16 protein-coding genes are annotated in these 14,810 nt (G+C 47.0%); 8 read left to right on the forward strand and 8 right to left on the reverse strand.

Translation table 11 applies throughout. From position 1 onward, the window contains the following. Positions 1–170 precede the first annotated feature (170 nt). A complete protein-coding gene (gene cas6 / locus QUA25_RS08395) occupies positions 171–1,052 on the forward strand; it encodes a CRISPR-associated endoribonuclease Cas6 (RefSeq protein ID WP_333036992.1) in 882 nt (293 codons plus the stop codon). Here cas6 and QUA25_RS08400 read toward each other — a convergent pair whose 3' ends face one another. Next, a complete protein-coding gene (locus QUA25_RS08400) occupies positions 1,053–1,379 on the reverse strand; it encodes an antibiotic biosynthesis monooxygenase (protein WP_333036993.1) in 327 nt (108 codons plus the stop codon). Positions 1,380–1,807: 428 nt separating this feature from the next. On the opposite strand from QUA25_RS08400, the gene QUA25_RS08405 reads away from it, so the two are divergent. Further along, positions 1,808–2,275: a response regulator transcription factor gene (locus tag QUA25_RS08405; protein ID WP_333036994.1), complete on the forward strand. Its 468-nt coding sequence runs from the start codon at positions 1,808–1,810 to the stop codon at positions 2,273–2,275. A 100-nt stretch (positions 2,276–2,375) separates the two neighbouring features. Further along, on the forward strand, positions 2,376–2,669 hold the full coding sequence (locus QUA25_RS08410) for a DUF2103 domain-containing protein (RefSeq protein WP_190661665.1): 294 nt from the start codon (positions 2,376–2,378) through the stop codon (positions 2,667–2,669). Here the strand turns inward: QUA25_RS08410 and QUA25_RS08415 are convergent. Then, positions 2,658–3,284, reverse strand: a complete 627-nt coding sequence (locus QUA25_RS08415; protein WP_333036995.1) for a HEAT repeat domain-containing protein — start codon at positions 3,282–3,284, stop codon at positions 2,658–2,660. The genes QUA25_RS08410 and QUA25_RS08415 overlap by 12 nt on opposite strands. 18 nt (positions 3,285–3,302) lie before the next feature. On the opposite strand from QUA25_RS08415, the gene QUA25_RS08420 reads away from it, so the two are divergent. Then, complete coding sequence (locus QUA25_RS08420; RefSeq protein ID WP_333036996.1) at positions 3,303–3,485, forward strand: hypothetical protein; 183 nt, start codon at positions 3,303–3,305, stop codon at positions 3,483–3,485. Positions 3,486–3,490: 5 nt separating this feature from the next. Here the strand turns inward: QUA25_RS08420 and QUA25_RS08425 are convergent, their stop codons facing one another. The 6 genes from QUA25_RS08425 to QUA25_RS08450 form a co-directional block, all read right to left on the reverse strand. Then, entirely contained in the window at positions 3,491–4,330 is an 840-nt protein-coding gene (locus tag QUA25_RS08425; protein WP_333036997.1) for a HEAT repeat domain-containing protein, read from the reverse strand. Positions 4,331–4,556: 226 nt separating this feature from the next. Further along, positions 4,557–4,841 carry a phycobilisome linker polypeptide gene (locus QUA25_RS08430; protein ID WP_333036998.1) on the reverse strand — a complete coding sequence of 95 codons (285 nt, stop codon included), beginning with the start codon at positions 4,839–4,841 and terminating at the stop codon, positions 4,557–4,559. Positions 4,842–4,942: 101 nt separating this feature from the next. Continuing rightward, complete coding sequence (locus tag QUA25_RS08435; RefSeq protein WP_333036999.1) at positions 4,943–5,812, reverse strand: phycobilisome linker polypeptide; 870 nt, start codon at positions 5,810–5,812, stop codon at positions 4,943–4,945. 193 nt (positions 5,813–6,005) lie between these two features. Continuing rightward, positions 6,006–6,821 carry a phycobilisome linker polypeptide gene (locus tag QUA25_RS08440; RefSeq protein ID WP_333037000.1) on the reverse strand — a complete coding sequence of 272 codons (816 nt, stop codon included), beginning with the start codon at positions 6,819–6,821 and terminating at the stop codon, positions 6,006–6,008. A gap of 149 nt (positions 6,822–6,970) precedes the next feature. Beyond that, positions 6,971–7,459 (reverse strand): phycocyanin subunit alpha, encoded by a 489-nt coding sequence (gene cpcA / locus QUA25_RS08445; RefSeq protein ID WP_006631256.1) that lies wholly within the window; start codon positions 7,457–7,459, stop codon positions 6,971–6,973. A gap of 102 nt (positions 7,460–7,561) precedes the next feature. Next, positions 7,562–8,080 (reverse strand): phycocyanin subunit beta, encoded by a 519-nt coding sequence (locus QUA25_RS08450; RefSeq protein WP_333037001.1) that lies wholly within the window; start codon positions 8,078–8,080, stop codon positions 7,562–7,564. A 390-nt stretch (positions 8,081–8,470) separates the two neighbouring features. Between QUA25_RS08450 and QUA25_RS08455 the strand changes: the two genes are divergently transcribed. The 4 genes from QUA25_RS08455 (at position 8,471) to psb27 (ending at position 14,458) form a co-directional block, all read left to right on the forward strand. After that, complete coding sequence (locus QUA25_RS08455) at positions 8,471–8,596, forward strand: hypothetical protein (RefSeq protein WP_333037002.1); 126 nt, start codon at positions 8,471–8,473, stop codon at positions 8,594–8,596. A gap of 942 nt (positions 8,597–9,538) precedes the next feature. Continuing rightward, the gene (locus tag QUA25_RS08460; protein ID WP_333037003.1) at positions 9,539–12,361 is read left to right on the forward strand and encodes a cation-transporting P-type ATPase; all 2,823 of its coding nucleotides are present in this window, start codon (positions 9,539–9,541) and stop codon (positions 12,359–12,361) included. 296 nt (positions 12,362–12,657) lie between these two features. Continuing rightward, on the forward strand, positions 12,658–13,911 hold the full coding sequence (locus QUA25_RS08465; protein WP_333037004.1) for a DNA replication/repair protein RecF: 1,254 nt from the start codon (positions 12,658–12,660) through the stop codon (positions 13,909–13,911). A 148-nt stretch (positions 13,912–14,059) separates the two neighbouring features. Next, complete coding sequence (gene psb27, locus QUA25_RS08470; protein ID WP_333037005.1) at positions 14,060–14,458, forward strand: photosystem II protein Psb27; 399 nt, start codon at positions 14,060–14,062, stop codon at positions 14,456–14,458. Positions 14,459–14,810 lie beyond the last annotated feature (352 nt).

Here is a 14,810-nt window from a genome sequence, read left to right on the forward strand (position 1 = left end):
GCCTCAATATTACAACCTAAACGTAGGTGGACACGACCCACAAATCGTCGTAAACGTAGGGTGCACACTGTGCACCTTATGTGATTTAAATTCCTTAATTTAAGTTGCAACTTAGCTGTAGTATTAATACTAGCTGAACGTCTATACAGACACCGTATATAAATTTAAAAATGCCCTACAGCCTTGTTTTAAACCTGCGACCAGTCGCGCCAATTCCATCCCAGTTTTTAACGGGGCGGCATCTCCACGCTTTATTTTTGAACCTTGTGAGTGCTGTAGACACCGATTTGAGCGCGTACCTGCACGACCAATCTCAGGAAAAAGCTTTCACTTTAAGCCCTTTCCAAGTAAGGAGAAAAGAGCCTTACAAAAGCAGTACGCCACAGCCGCAAAAGAGAGTTTTGCCTCCTGCTTCGCGCACAATTTCGCAGGCTGTACAATGGGAACACAAACAAGCAATTCAGGAAAATACGCCGATTTGGTGGCGAATTTCTCTGCTGGATGACGGTTTGTTCGATCGCCTAACTCAACTTTGGCAGCAACTTAATTTCGAGAGTCCTTGGCATCTCGGGCCGACAAATATATACATTACTAATATTTTGAGCCAACCGCAATCAAACCAGCCTTGGGTAAACTTTTGTACTTACGCCGAATTGTTCGATAGAGCTTCCGAAACTGAGCGCCAAATTGCTTTTACTTTTTGCACTCCTACTAATTTTCGGCAAGGGGTATACGATAGTGCTATGCCAACTAGAGAAAGTATTTTCGGCAGTTTAGCGAATCGCTGGAACAAGTACAGCAGGATTGCGATCGAACCTAATTTCACAGAAGCTATTTTCCCGAGTTTCTTCGATATCCGAACAGAAGTTTGTACAGATTCTCGCAGTAAATTTATTGGCTGCGTCGGCGATATTAGTTACCGAATTATGGGAGATATAGCTCCTGCTACTATCAAGCAAATTAACACTTTAGCAGATTTTGCGCTTTACAGCGGAGTCGGGCGAAAAACGCCGATGGGTATGGGAATGACGCGCAGGTTGCAGGTTTTTTAATTATTCAGTTTTGGGCTGAATTTCACTGACAATTTCATAAACATTTGTGTCTGGTATTTTCGCAAACAAAGGCGTCATCTGCTTCAATATTTCCTGATAAGCTTCGCTTTGATTGGCTGCCATATCTTCTACGCTTTCCCAAAAAATGATGGCAATACCTTTGTCTGTATTGGGCAATTGCAGCAGGTAGGCTCCCTTAAAACCTGTGGCATAAGTTGCAACGGCTTTTTCAAAAAGTTGTTCTGCAGCTTCAAATTTTCCCGGTTTAAATTCGCCAATGGCAACGTAGGCAAACTGATGTCTGAGAAAGTCTAGAAATTCTGACATATCTTTTTCCTCACTTAATAGCGATACAGCAAGTTATATTTTACCCGATCGCCCGAAATTTGTGAACTGCACAGCTTGGAGTTTCGCGCTTAGCTCATCGGCGGATTTATTAATTACACGTAACTGCGATCGCCACTCAAATAGAAACTTTTTGAGTCAGGCGGCTAGAATCTTTATTAAATAAACTGTTGAATCGCTGATTTTAGACCTTCACAATCCTAGGTACGCCGAAGCGAATTCTAGCGCTAGTACACCGGGTAAAGCTGCTGATAACTCAAGTGTTGTGCGTAGCTGCGAGCAGACACAAAGCCGTAAAAATTTGCCAGTCAAAAGCGGTTTTTTGCAATAACCCTATTGAATTATTTAAAACTAATTTGTAACAATTATAACACAGCCATACAAACAACGTAAAGAGCGAGTTCAAACAAATGAAAAAAATATTAGTAATTGAAGACGATAACTTAATCCGAGAAACGGTATTAGAACTTCTGGACTCGCACGGTTTTGAAGCTGTCGGCGCCGAAAATGGAAAAGTTGGTATCCAGTTAGCTGCCCAAATTCCCGATTTAATTTTGTCTGATGTCATGATGCCGGAACTCGACGGTTTAGAAGTATTCGCAGCCGTGCGATCGCACCCTGCAACCGCCAGCATTCCGTTTATTTTTATGACTGGTTCCGAAATGGAAAAAGCCCTGGAACTCAAAGCAGACGGCTATCTCAAGAAACCTTGCAGCCTCGCAGAAATGCTCGCGGCGATCGCCACTCAACTAGAAAAACCGACAGTTGCCAACCCACAACATCAAAAAGTACAGGACAATTCTGCGGCATCAAATCTTAGCTTGCGCGCCAGGAATCAAAAATCTCGGTTTGAGATTGCCTCGGTTTGCTGGCAATGACGCTCACAGTAACGTTATTGATAGACAAGTTGAGGGAATTTCAAATTGGTTCCAGCCAGGGGTGGCTTAGACTGGGTATGTTGAATTTGGTTAAATATTTATGCACGCACAACCCAAAGGCCGCCTAGTTTGGAATCACTCTACCCACCTTCCCGGTTTGATACCAATTTTAGAGCGCCTCACCCTAAAAATGGGAATTCAAACTGTCACTCCGGGCGTCATCAACAAAGTTAAAGGACACATCCCCCGCATGACATTAAGAGTGTCAGTACCCATCCGCGGGGGATTTAAAATCATTGCCAGACAGGGCAAAACCGTACAAGAAGTCTTTATATTAACCACTCTCAGTCAAGGGGACTTGGAAGAGACTATCGCCCAAACCCTAGCCAAGTGACAATATTTTCTTAGCAAGCAAAGCCCGAGCCTTAACTGAAGTAGTTTCATCGCTTTGGGTGATTTCCTCAAGTCTGGCCGAAACTTCCGCTAACCAATCCGGTTTAACAGTCGCAGCACCCGCCAAAGCTTGCAAACCCCCCGCTGCTGCGTAGCGCACCACCCATTCTGGATCTCGGGACGCTTGCAGTAGCGTTTTCACAGCGCGAAGTTGAGCATCTGCAATTTGTTCTGTCGGCATCAGTTCCCAGCAAATCGTCCCCAAACCCCTAACCGCTGCCCGCCGCACGCTCAAAGCAAAGTCATTCGCCGCCGCATCGAGCAAAATCTCCAAACCCCTGGGGTCGCCAATTCCCGCCAAAGCCCGAACAGCCCAAGCTCTCGCCCCGTAATTGTAGCCGTCAAGCTGTTCTAGAAGCGGCAGCACCGCAGCTTCTCCGAGCTGAATTAGCCCATCCACGGCGGCAACAGCGGCGCCTGGGTTGTTGTAACCGAGCACTGTAATTAAGGTAGGAATTGCTTGTTTTGAGGGAGTCGCCGCCAGTGCTTTGACTGCGTTTAACAAGCCTTCGGAAGAATCTGCTTGTTCGACAGCCTGAATTAGTTCTAATGCCATGTATTTGTAAGCTTTACCGTGACCATTTTAATTGTAGGTTGGGTCGATCGCGCGATCGAACTTTTTGCCACCTCACCCACCAACATTCTCATCAACATAGGTAGGGAAACAGCACTGCTCTGTCCTGAAATGTGCTGTCTCCTGAATATACGGCAGACAATTGAGAATCGCTACAGCAATCCTATTGCAGTTGTGAACTAATTTTTTTAAAGTAAACTATCCATTAAGTTCATAACTTGGATAGCTTCATCTGACAAAGATAGAGATTCTTGTTGATTGAGGTGATGCTCCAAAACTCCTTTGAGCGCAATCAATTTCAGGCTATTTTCTGCTAAAGTTTCAGAAATAGCTTGCGCTCCCGGCAAATAGCCGATCGCCCCCAAGTCCATCAAAGCCGATCGTCTCAACTGCAAATTATCCCCATTCAAAGCACTTACCAACCGGTCTCCGTAAACCCGCTCTCCAGTTAACTGATACATCGCCCGCGCCGCAGCGTACTGTACCCGCTCCACAGAATGTTCCAAAAAAGGTGAAATTAGGGGTATTGCTTCTGTGGCTTTCAGCGTTCCCAAAGCTTCAATTACCGAGTCGTAAGGTTGCACGAGGTGCGATTTTCCTGGCACTCGTACAGCCACAGCTACGCCCCCATCCAATAGCTTCATTAGCGGCTCAATAGAATCGATATCGCCCAGCATTTCTAGAGCTTGAGCCGCCGCTTCCCGCACGTAATAATCGGCGCATTCCAAACAGCGAATCAGAGCCGGTAAGGCTTGTTTGTCGCCCAATTTACCCAGAGCCCGCGCCGCATTTCGTAATAGGGAATAGTCGCCGATTTTTGTTTGTTCTGACTCTTCTTCCAATGCGGCAATTAAAGCTGCAATAGCTGCCGGTTCCTTGACTCGAAATCGGCCCACCCACCACGCAGCATAATACCGGAGACTGTAATCTTGGGAGTGCAAATTTGCGATCGCCTGTTCAACTGTTAAAGACTCGCCCTCAGCTACACCCGCCGGCGGTGAGTCGGATTCGTAATAATTCATAGTCATTAGTTATTAGTTATTAGTTATTAGTTATTCGGCTATTTAAATCGCTGCTATCCAGCAAGGGTTAGGGACACTCGCCGATTCAAATCGCTACTAAACAGACAAAACCCGCCTGGGCGGGTTACATTAACTCTTAGTCCGCTTGGAGTGGACTTTGTTTGTCTAGGAGCAATTTTCATCGCCCCTTCTAGCTTTTGTCGGAGCGATTTTCATCGCCCCTCCCACCAAACTATTGGTGATCGCCCGATGATTCATGGGATGATTCATGGGATGATTCTGCACCCGCGTTTAAAGGATGAATGCTGACAATTTTCCCGCCCATGCGAGTAATCCGCTGCATTTCTTGATTCATCCGATTGTAAGGCACGGTGATAAATGTACTCGCGCTCGATCGAATCGAATAATCCACATTATCTGTTTCATCGCTTTGGCGCAAGCCGACAACTTCATACCGAAAGCAGCGACCAGCCGAAGCTGTATTGCCACTTTTTCCAGCTACAATTTGACCCAACATAAGCTTCTTGGTAATTGGTAATTCTGACTGTTGACTGTTGACTGTTGACTGTTGACTGTTGACTAGAAGCTAGTAACTACCAACTGCCAACTGCCAACTGACTAAATTGGAGTAATGCTGGCGATTTTCCCGCCCAGGCGTTGAAATTTCTGCATTTGCGAGGACAACTCCTCCACAGGTACGATGAAAGCCTTGCTGCTGCGGCGCACGCTGGGATAGCCGCCCGTGCGAATGCCCGAAACTTCCACGCGCACCAGCCGCCCTTCTTTGCCGTAAGCTGCCGCGCCGCCGAAAGTGCTGCTGGGAGTTACGTTTCTGGCAGAAGGCCGATATGCCCAACCTTCGTTACCGCCGGAGGGACCGACTACAGGCGTAGCGGTGTTAGTGCCGAGTTCGACAGCTAAGCGAGAGTTATTGCCTTCTAGTTGAGATGTATCGCTGTTTGCATAGCCGCGATACAACCGGAACATCCGGGTAAAACCGACGGTTTTTTGACCGCGCTGGGTGTTAAAGCCGCGGTAGTAAGGCACGATACTTTCGCCAAAGTTTTCTTGATACTCTACTGAATCGATGTAAGAATCAATATCAGCGTCGTAGCCTTGTGTTTGGTACAAATCTAAGTGTTCAACTACTTCAGATTCGTCGTAGGGAGCGCGACCGAGCAAGTGTTTGTAGTTTAGTTCGATCGTCCGAGTTTGGAAGCTGTTGTAGAAAAACTTGGTTTTGTACAGTTCTGACTTAGCTACAGCCCGTACAAATTCTCGTACAGTCAAACTGCCGTCCCGCAGCAAAGACTCGGAACTGGTAAGTCGCTCGGATTTCATTAAATAGTCGTTGCCCAGCACCTGACGGTAAACCGCACGAATCACAGTTTCAACGTCGTCTTTGGTGTAGTTCGGGCGCAGTTCTACCTTCGGCGCATCGCTCAATGCGGATGTTCCCAGTCTGGACGCTGCTGTCGTAATCGCCACCAGATTTTCTCCTAAATTATTAATGACAAAAGTTTAATGCTTGGTTGCACTTGAAATTTTTAGGACTAAGGATAATATGCCTCAAAGTAGGGTGTACACTGCACACCTTACCTATACACATAAAATTGAAGAATTTTTTAGCCTTAGTCCTACTTTGCTAAAGACGTTTCAAAAAAACGTCAATACACAAACTTTAAGCTGTGGTAATACTTACCACTTTGCCGCCACGTTTGTTGATTTGCTGCAAGCGGCTCGAAAGTTGCTCGTAAGGCACGAGATATTCGGTAGTAGTCCGGCGCACTTGGGGCGAAAACTTAGCCGCACCTTGCATTGCGGTGACTCGGTAGAGTTGGCCGCGAGAACCGCCGGAAGTCCCGCCAAGGGCTTTTCCGGTGGAGGCTGTGTGTATCGGCGAAGCCATATTTCTCGCTACTTCCCAAGTCAGCCGGGCTTGGGTTTGGTTTTGCGAGCGATCGCTAGAAGCAAAACCCCGGTACAGTTGAAACATCCGGTTAAAACCGACGGTTTTTTGACCTCTTTGAGTCGCGAAACCGCGATAGTAAGGCACTACACTTTCGCCAAAATTTTCTTGATACTCAACTGAGTCAATGTAAGAATTGATTTCAGCTTCGTAGCCTTCTGCATTGTACAAATCAACGTGGAAAGCAATTTCCGACTCGTCGTAAGGAGCGCGGCCCAACAAATGCTTGTAATTAAGCTCAATTAACCGCGTTTGCGAGTTCGGATAAAAAAACTTTTTCCGATAAGTTTCGGAATGTGCAATTGACCGCACAAAATCTTTCACTGAAATCTGCCCTTGCATCAGCAGAGATTCAGCACTGGTAAGTCGTTCGCTCGACATTAAATACTCGTTGCCGAAAACTTGGCTGTAAGCAGCGCGAATTACTGCTTTCGCATCGTCTTGCGTCCAGTGGGGACGCAGTTCTACCCGTCCCGCTTCTTCAAATGCTTTTATTCCCAACCGTTCTGCAGCACCTAATCCCGCCATCTTCGCTTCTCCCTTTTTTGCTTTAAAAACTGAAAACTGCTTAAAAAAAGTATTTGCAAAACTAGGCTTAGATCGCAGATGCCCGGAATTCTAAACAACCGCTAACACTTAAGCTAACAGCAGCTTACAATTCCGGGCATCACGCAAATCTAGCTCAGAGCGTTGATTGCGTAGTCGATGTAGGAATTCGCTTCAGTTGCAGCGTCGCCACTGAGACCGTGGTTGCCTTTGATGTACTTGAGAGCTTCAACGTACCAGCTAGGAGACAATTCAAATGTCCGGTTGATTTCGTCAACACCTGCAATCAGGTACTCGTCCATCGGACCGGTGCCGCCTGCAACTAAGCAGTAGGTTACCATCCGCAGGTAGTAGCCGATGTCGCGAGAGCACTTGGCTTTACCGGTTGGGGTAGAAGCGTAGTTCGGGCCTTGCATTTGTTGCGTGTACGGGAATTTGTTGTACACAGCTTGAGCTGCACCGTCGATCAAGCGCTGAGAGTTGGCGGTCAAAGCTTTGGCTGCTTCCAAACCTGCTGCTGCTTGGCGGAAACGGCCGAAGGCGACTTGCAGTTCAGTGCTGCTCAGGAAACGGCCTTGAGAATCGGCTGCGGTTACTGCTTCAGTCAAAGGGGTTTTCATTGTTCTGGTTTCTCCCTAATGTTGTGTTGTTTTTGTACAAAAATGATTGTTTGCAAAAATGCGATGCTCGCTTCTTTACAAGAAAGGTTCGCTTGGCTATTTTTAGCCGACTGCATTAGCAGCGCGGTCGAAGTAGCTGCCGATTTCAGACATCAGCGAGCTGCAATCACCACGGGTAACACCGTTGGGGTCGTTAGCGATCGCGATTGCTGCTTCCTTCATTTTTTGCACGCCGGCTGCAACTGAGCCACCGGGAACTCCCAGAGCTTGGTATGTTTCACGCAGACCGTTCAAGCAGCGGTCGTCCAAAACGCTGGCGTCGCCTGCAAATGTTGCATAGGTGACGTAGCGCAAGATGATTTCCATATCGCGCAAGCAAGCTGCCATGCGGCGGTTGGTGTAAGCATTGCCACCAGGAGCGATCAGTTGAGGCTGTTCAGCGAACAGGGTGCGAGCTGCATTGGCTACGATGCTGGATGCGTTGCCGGTGATGCGGTTTACTGCGTCAATCCGCTTGTTGGCGTCGGAAACCATGCTGCTGAGAGCATCTAGTTGACCCTGAGCTAGAAATTCGCCCCGAGCGTCAGATTGGGAAACCACTTTTGTAAATGCGTCAAACATGAAAGAACTCTCCTATTTGAGTTAATTGAGTTTGGTTGCGGTATAAAACCGTTAAGTTAAATTTGTTCAGGCTACGAGTGCCTGCAAGGGTTGAAATTTGATGCCAGCTAATCTGCTGGTCCCATCGATCTCTCCCTTTCCGCTACCTGCACTATTGTTACATTGCAACGGAGGTTTAAGAAACCTTAGAAAATTTTACACCTTTTATGAGATGCGACAAACCTTGTCAATCAGGGTTTTTGTTAACTTTGGCCTGTCGTTTCAACCCTCTGATAATCTTTATACAACGCTCGCCTGCGTTTGTTTATTACAAATTATTACAGAAACTTATCTCTCTAAGAAGGTAAATATTTGGGGTGCAAGTGCGGACAAATCTCCTTCTGAGGGTAGATGCGAGATGAGAACAAAAAACGCAGAGTTTGCTTCGATCGCCCTGCCGTGGCGGTAGAAGCGCCCGGAACCGTCCCGTGGGCCGATCGCCTTTGTTGGCTTTCTCTGGAAAAGTGGAATTGTTAAGAAGTGTTAAGTAAATTAAAGTTTTGGTAAAAGAAGGCTGGGGGAATAGGCAAAAAAGCAAAAATTCTGCCCAATGTCAGGATCTCTGCAGAATTCGGTGTGGGGAAAATCCAAAAGATTGTCAACCCCCTCGCCACAGCCTCAGCTTTTACCGGAAATATCAGCATTTAGTGACAAAACTCAGCCGTTGGAAGTGGAAAGACCGGGCCCGGTCTTTCATAACGCGGGGATGCTTGGTCTGGGGAGTCCTTGGACTTGACCCCAGACCAAGCATCTACTATGTCCCCCGCTGCGGTTGCCAAAAAACTTTCTTCATCTATATATCTGTTATGTGTTCTGCTTCAATGAGGCTAGTCGCACGGAAGCGTGTGGGAAGCTGAGCATTGTAGATAGGGAGAAAATCAACAGAGGCGATCGAGACCTGTTACCGCAGCGCCCTCTTTCTTTTAAAATTAAACAGGGAAATAGATGAGTTCGGATACGCACCTTTTATTACGTTTTTTTTAAGGTAGGTTTTAACCTGCAGCGCACCCTTGCATCCCGGGACTAAAATCACTCTTGCTCTCGGCTTCTTTTCTGTTTAATAGCCGAAGTAATTGCTAATTTTTAGTATTGACATCCTTCCCGGCGTGAACGCGCGGAGATTCCAAGAATCACTGCTTGGGCTTCCGTCCTAGAAGGACGGGGCTTTAAACCCATTATTTTTGGTAAGGTGGATAGGTGCTATCAGCCGTAGGCCTACAAACGGCGCGATCGAGCAGCCAGACGCATTGAAGTTAAAAGCTTTTTGCTTCCCCGGCATCGAACCGCCCAAAACCAGTCCCAAGTTAAACAGTTTTTTATTCAGAACTCAAAACTTAAAACTCTCTTACTGTAATCAGCCAGATCGATCGGCTGTAGCTGTCCGGCCGCAACCACCTTTATGCCCCACGATCGTAATTTATGTCTTCAAATTCTCCCTCTTCTTGGCACACCGTAGCAATTGACCAAACTCTCCAGCAGCTAAGCAGCAACAAAGACGCTGGCTTGAGCAGCAAACAGGTGTCAGAACGCTTGCAGCAATACGGCCCCAACGAACTCGAAGAAACAGGAGGCCGCAGTCCGTGGTCGATTTTTGTCGATCAGTTCACCAACATCATGTTGTTGATGCTGATGGGTGTGGCCGTGATTTCGGGTTTTTTGGACTTTCGGTCGAATACTTTTCCCAAAGATGCGATCGCCATTTTTGCGATCGTCATACTCAACGGCATTCTCGGCTATTTCCAAGAGCAAAGTGCTGAAAAAGCCCTCGCAGCACTCAAAAACCTCGCTTCCCCCCTAGTCAGAGTCGTGCGGGACGGCAAAACTTCGGAAATAGCAGCCAAGGAACTCGTACCCGGAGACGTGATGCTGTTGGAGGCTGGGGTAAAAATAGCAGCAGACGCACGCTTGATCGAAACATCAAATCTGCAAGTCAGAGAATCTGCTTTGACAGGAGAAGCTCTAGCAGTTACCAAGCAAGCAGAGCTAGAACTTCCCGAAGATGCTTCCTTGGGCGATCGACTCAACCTAATTTTTCAAGGGACAGAAGTTGTTCAGGGACGAGCAAAGGCGATCGTCACCAACACTGGAATGCAAACTGAACTGGGCAAAATTGCCACCATGCTTCAGTCAGTAGAAAGCGAACCGACTCCCCTGCAACAGCGGATGAGCCAGTTGGGAAATGTTCTAGTCTCCGGAGCCCTAAGCTTAGTCGCAATTGTCGTCATCGGCGGCATGATTACCTTCCAAAACGGCAGCATCGGGTTCGATACCAGCAGGTGGGAAGAGTTGTTAGAAGTTTCTCTAAGCATGGCTGTGGCTGTGGTTCCCGAAGGACTCGCAGCAGTCGTGACAGTTACTCTGGCACTCGGAACTAGGCGGATGGTGAAGCGAAACGCCCTGATTCGCAAACTGCCTGCGGTAGAAACTTTGGGATCGGTTACTACCATTTGTTCTGACAAAACAGGTACTCTGACTCAAAATAAAATGGTAGTTCAGCTAGTGTCTACGGGCGACTGCACTGTCGCCGTCGCAGGATCTGGCTATGCCCCGATCGGAGATTTTACCGATCGCCTGACATCGGCCAAAATTAATAATTTAGAGGAATATCCAGAACTCGAATCTTTATTAATTGCCTGTGCAGTTTGCAACGACGCCGTATTGCAACAAGAACAGCAAGAATGGCAGATTTTAGGCGACCCCACAGAAGGATCTCTGCTGTGTGTAGCGGGAAAAGCAGGCATTTATAAGGAAAAACAGTCTCAATTGCTGCCGCGGACGGCGGAATTTCCTTTTTCTTCGGAACGCAAGCGGATGAGCGTAATTTGCGAAGTGCCGGGCCGATCGGGAAATTCGGGATTTCCCGCAGCAGAAGGACAGCAGTCAAATTATTTGATGCTGACCAAAGGTTCTCCAGAGTTGACTTTGGAGCGCTGCAAAGGCATTATAGTCGGCGATCAAGTACAACCTTTAACCCAGGAAATGCGCGATCGCATCCTCGTCGAAAACAACAACATGGCAAGCGGCGGTTTGCGAGTCCTCGGCTTTGCGTACAAACTCTGGGAAAACTTGCCCCCCGAAGGTTCTGAGGAAACCAGCGAACAAGACATGATTTGGCTGGGACTCGTCAGTATGCTGGACGCCCCCCGCCCGGAAGTGCGCGAAGCAGTGGTGAAGTGCCGCAATGCTGGCATTCGGGTGGTGATGATTACAGGAGACCACCAGTTGACAGCAAAAGCCATCGCCTACGATTTAGGTATTGCAACAGAGGGCGATCGAGTTCTCACCGGTCAAGAATTAGAAAAGCTCAGCCAAGAAGAACTCAAACAGCAAGTCGAACAGGTTAGCGTTTACGCCCGCGTTTCCCCGGAACACAAATTGCGGATTGTCCAAGCTTTGCAAAGTTGGGGCAAATTTGTCGCAATGACCGGCGACGGCGTTAACGACGCCCCCGCCTTGAAACAAGCCGATATCGGCATCGCCATGGGGATTACCGGCACCGATGTCAGCAAAGAAGCTAGCGATATGGTGCTCCTCGACGACAACTTCGCAACTATTGTCGCCGCCGCTGAAGAAGGGCGAGTGGTTTATAGCAATATTCGCCGCTTTATTAAATACATTTTGGGCAGCAACATCGGCGAAGTGTTGACAATTGCGGCCGCACCTTTAATGGGTTTGGGAGGAGTGCCGCTGACGCCGCTCCAAATTTTGTGGATGAACTTAGTAACAGACGGCGTTCCCGCTTTGGCCTTGGCCGTGGAACCGGGGGAACCGAACGTGATGAGAAAGCCTCCTTTCAGTCCGCGAGAAAGTATTTTTGCGCGGGGTTTGGGTTCTTACATGATTCGGATCGGGATTATTTTTGCAATTTTGACGATCGCAATGATGTCCTGGGCTTACGGATATACCACCAGCCCTAACCATGTTGGAGATCCCGAGGCTTGGAAAACAATGGTGTTTACAACTCTTTGTTTGGCACAAATGGGTCACGCGATCGCAATTCGGTCTAACACTCAGCTAACTATTGAGTTAAATCCCTTCACTAATGTTTTTGTGTGGGGGGCTGTAATTGTGACTACTATTCTGCAATTGATGCTGATTTACGTTCCGCCGCTGAGAGCATTTTTCGGCACTCATTATTTGACGGCGTTTGAATTGATGGTTTGCTTCGGTTTCAGCGCCCTGATGTTTGTGTGGATTGAAATGGAAAAACTGTTTTTGCGCTTTTACAAATCTAGAAAATAGTGTTAACGGCTGACTAAGAATTAGCGAGGTTTCATTATTAGCTAGCACCCTCGCACGCAATATTCTTAAGTACAGCCGCCAGGGGTTTCAACCCCTGGAACACTGCCAAAGTCATCGCTATGAAGACTAAAGAGATTGTGTAACAATAAAACATTTATTACTTCGTTATAATGTCATTGAGAGGGCCACGAGCGGCGAAAATCGCAATCGTAAAAGCGCTCGGTTGACAACCTGTAAGGTGCGCCCGGTCGTGCACCCTACGATGGCTGTATTACCAATTACCAATTACTAATATTATGTATTTAAAAACGCTGCATCTACGGCAGTTTCGGAACTATTTCGATCAAAAGGTAGCTTTTGACGCTCCCAAAACCATTTTAGTAGGAAATAACGCGCAAGGAAAATCTAACTTGTTAGAAGCGGTAGAGTTGCTTTCTACCTTAAAAAGCCACCGGGTAGGGCGCGATCGCGATTTAATACTCGACTCCAAGCCGATCGGGCAAATTGATGCTACACTCGAACGTCAAACCGGAGCGATCGACTTAGCTTTAACTCTTCGCTCTGCGGCGCGTCGAACACTGAAGATCAACGGTGAACCGCTGCGTCGCCATTTAGACTTTTTGAGTGTCTTAAATGTAGTGCAATTTTCTTGTTTGGATTTGGACTTAGTGCGCGGCGGACCCGAAGGAAGGCGCAATTGGATCGATCGCCTAGTCATCCAGTTAGAACCGATTTACGCTCACATTTTGCAGCAGTACAACCAAATTTTGCGCCAGCGAAACGCTCTATTGAAACGTTCTAAAGAAATCCGCAAAGCTGAATTTTCCGACAGTTTTGACAAGATGCGATTTATGACACCCGAAAGTCCCGAACCGGAAAATACAGAAGACTTACCCATCCCCAATTCCCAATTCCCAATTCCCAATTCCCAATTCCCAATTCCCCGGTCGGAATTAGCTTTGTGGGACGCGCAGTTGGCGACAGCGGGCGCTCGCGTCATCCGCAGGCGCGATCGAATTTTGGAGCGTTTGATGCCTTTAGCTCGAAATTGGCACCGTTCAATTAGCGGTTCTGCCGAAGTTTTAGATGTGAAATACGATGCTAATATTGAAGTAGGGGCGGAATTAATCGCTAAAGATAATCTCGAAGGAGTGCGACAAGCATTTTTAGAGAAAATTCAAAAAAGAGCGATCGCAGAACAGTTTCAAGGAACCACTTTAGTCGGCCCCCACCGCGACGACATTATATTTACAATTAACAATACCCCAGCTCGTCAATACGCATCCCAAGGTCAGCAGCGAACTCTGGTATTAGCATTAAAATTAGCCGAACTGCAGCTTATTGAAGAAGTCGTCGGCGAAGCGCCTTTACTCTTGCTCGACGACGTACTTGCAGAACTCGATCTGAGCCGCCAAAATCAACTTTTAGAAACAATTCAAGAACGATTTCAAACTCTGATTACTACAACTCACCTAGGCGCTTTTGATGCTCAGTGGCTGCGACAAACCCAAATTCTCTCCGTCGTTGCTGGACAAATCAATCAATTTTAGATTTTAGATTTTAGATTTTAGATTGACAAATTTTCTGTTTCATGGTATTGAAACAAAAAAATTGTATAAAGTGGCATTATTAGCTCAATTCGAGATAGGATAAAGGTTAATTTTGATTGCCGCTTTCGCTTCCATTTTTCTAAACCTTATGAAGCATTACATTTCCCGTCTGTTAGCCCTGGTATTAGTTGTTGTCATCGGCGTAGCGGGCTGTACCAATGTTCCGGCCACTCTGAGTGGAGATTATGGCCAAGACACATTAGCATTAGTGAAGAGCTTGAGAACAGCGCTCACTTTGCCAGAGGGCACGCCGGAAAAAGCAGCCGCTCAAGCCCAGGCTCGCACAAGTATCAACGATTTTTTTGCTGAATACCGCCGCGATCCCGCTCTTACCAAGCTGGCCTCTTTCACGACAATGCGGACGGCATTAAACTCTTTGGCCGGACATTACAGTTCCTATCCAAACCGTCCCGTTCCTGAAAAATTGAAAAAGCGTCTTGAGTCAGAATTTCAGCAGATTGAAGCTGCTCTTAACAGAGGAGCTTAATCTCAAAATTTAGGATCGAGGATAAATTTTAATAATTCATCTTTCATCCTTGATATTTGAGTGTTAACAATTTTTAGTAGAAATATCAACTGCTTTTAGCGCCCACTGTATCCAGGCGCTTTTTTATGCAGCATTTAGAGAAAAAATACTGAAAGATCGAACTGGATATGATATCAAATCCGGGCTTTTTACCCCCTTTATTTTTGAGTCCGCGAAGGCGCGTTCCTGCGCGCAAACACTTAGGCAGAGGTAAGTTTGTATAACATAGCAGCGGTCATTACTCACAAGTTAAGCTAAAAGCACTATTGTCAATGAGTCAAATTACTCATCTTTTACCTGTTGACCCAATTAA

It is taken from the genome of Microcoleus sp. Pol17C6 (assembly GCF_036701145.1).
Classification (GTDB): domain Bacteria; phylum Cyanobacteriota; class Cyanobacteriia; order Cyanobacteriales; family Microcoleaceae; genus Microcoleus.

Coding starts and splice junctions, on each gene's coding strand:
- cas6 (WP_333036992.1), top strand. CDS start 171: ATGCCCTACAGCCTTGTTTTAAACCTGCGACCAGTCGCGCCAATTCCA.
- QUA25_RS08400 (WP_333036993.1), bottom strand. CDS start 1,379: ATGTCAGAATTTCTAGACTTTCTCAGACATCAGTTTGCCTACGTTGCC.
- QUA25_RS08405 (WP_333036994.1), top strand. CDS start 1,808: ATGAAAAAAATATTAGTAATTGAAGACGATAACTTAATCCGAGAAACG.
- QUA25_RS08410 (WP_190661665.1), top strand. CDS start 2,376: ATGCACGCACAACCCAAAGGCCGCCTAGTTTGGAATCACTCTACCCAC.
- QUA25_RS08415 (WP_333036995.1), bottom strand. CDS start 3,284: ATGGCATTAGAACTAATTCAGGCTGTCGAACAAGCAGATTCTTCCGAA.
- QUA25_RS08425 (WP_333036997.1), bottom strand. CDS start 4,330: ATGACTATGAATTATTACGAATCCGACTCACCGCCGGCGGGTGTAGCT.
- QUA25_RS08430 (WP_333036998.1), bottom strand. CDS start 4,841: ATGTTGGGTCAAATTGTAGCTGGAAAAAGTGGCAATACAGCTTCGGCT.
- QUA25_RS08440 (WP_333037000.1), bottom strand. CDS start 6,821: ATGGCGGGATTAGGTGCTGCAGAACGGTTGGGAATAAAAGCATTTGAA.
- cpcA (WP_006631256.1), bottom strand. CDS start 7,459: ATGAAAACCCCTTTGACTGAAGCAGTAACCGCAGCCGATTCTCAAGGC.
- QUA25_RS08450 (WP_333037001.1), bottom strand. CDS start 8,080: ATGTTTGACGCATTTACAAAAGTGGTTTCCCAATCTGACGCTCGGGGC.
- QUA25_RS08455 (WP_333037002.1), top strand. CDS start 8,471: ATGCGAGATGAGAACAAAAAACGCAGAGTTTGCTTCGATCGCCCTGCC.
- QUA25_RS08460 (WP_333037003.1), top strand. CDS start 9,539: ATGTCTTCAAATTCTCCCTCTTCTTGGCACACCGTAGCAATTGACCAA.
- QUA25_RS08465 (WP_333037004.1), top strand. CDS start 12,658: ATGTATTTAAAAACGCTGCATCTACGGCAGTTTCGGAACTATTTCGAT.
- psb27 (WP_333037005.1), top strand. CDS start 14,060: ATGAAGCATTACATTTCCCGTCTGTTAGCCCTGGTATTAGTTGTTGTC.